At 46.6% G+C, this 206-nt stretch carries 1 protein-coding gene; it reads right to left on the minus strand.

Annotated features, from left to right (window positions below; genetic code table 11):
• The coding region (locus tag ACXAFR_RS27730) for a helix-turn-helix domain-containing protein (RefSeq protein WP_475183490.1) at positions 1–122 on the minus strand (122 nt) is incomplete at its 3' end.
• Positions 123–206 lie beyond the last annotated feature (84 nt).

Consider the following 206-nt stretch of genomic DNA (forward strand, 5'->3'; position numbering starts at 1 on the left):
TCACGACTGATCGTGGATTTGTCCCGATTCATTTCCAAGGCTATTTGGGATTGGTTAAAGCCTGCTTTCAAGTAGGCGTGAATCTGGTATCGTTCTTCCTGGGTAAGCTGTTCGTAACTCATTGCGCTCCTCTTGCTTGGCGGTTAGAAGGAACTGTCAATGATACAGCAGCTTACCCTCTAACCAACTCCTCAAGAGTTGCACTT

Source organism: Pseudomaricurvus sp. ABR4_320 (genome assembly GCF_056159445.1).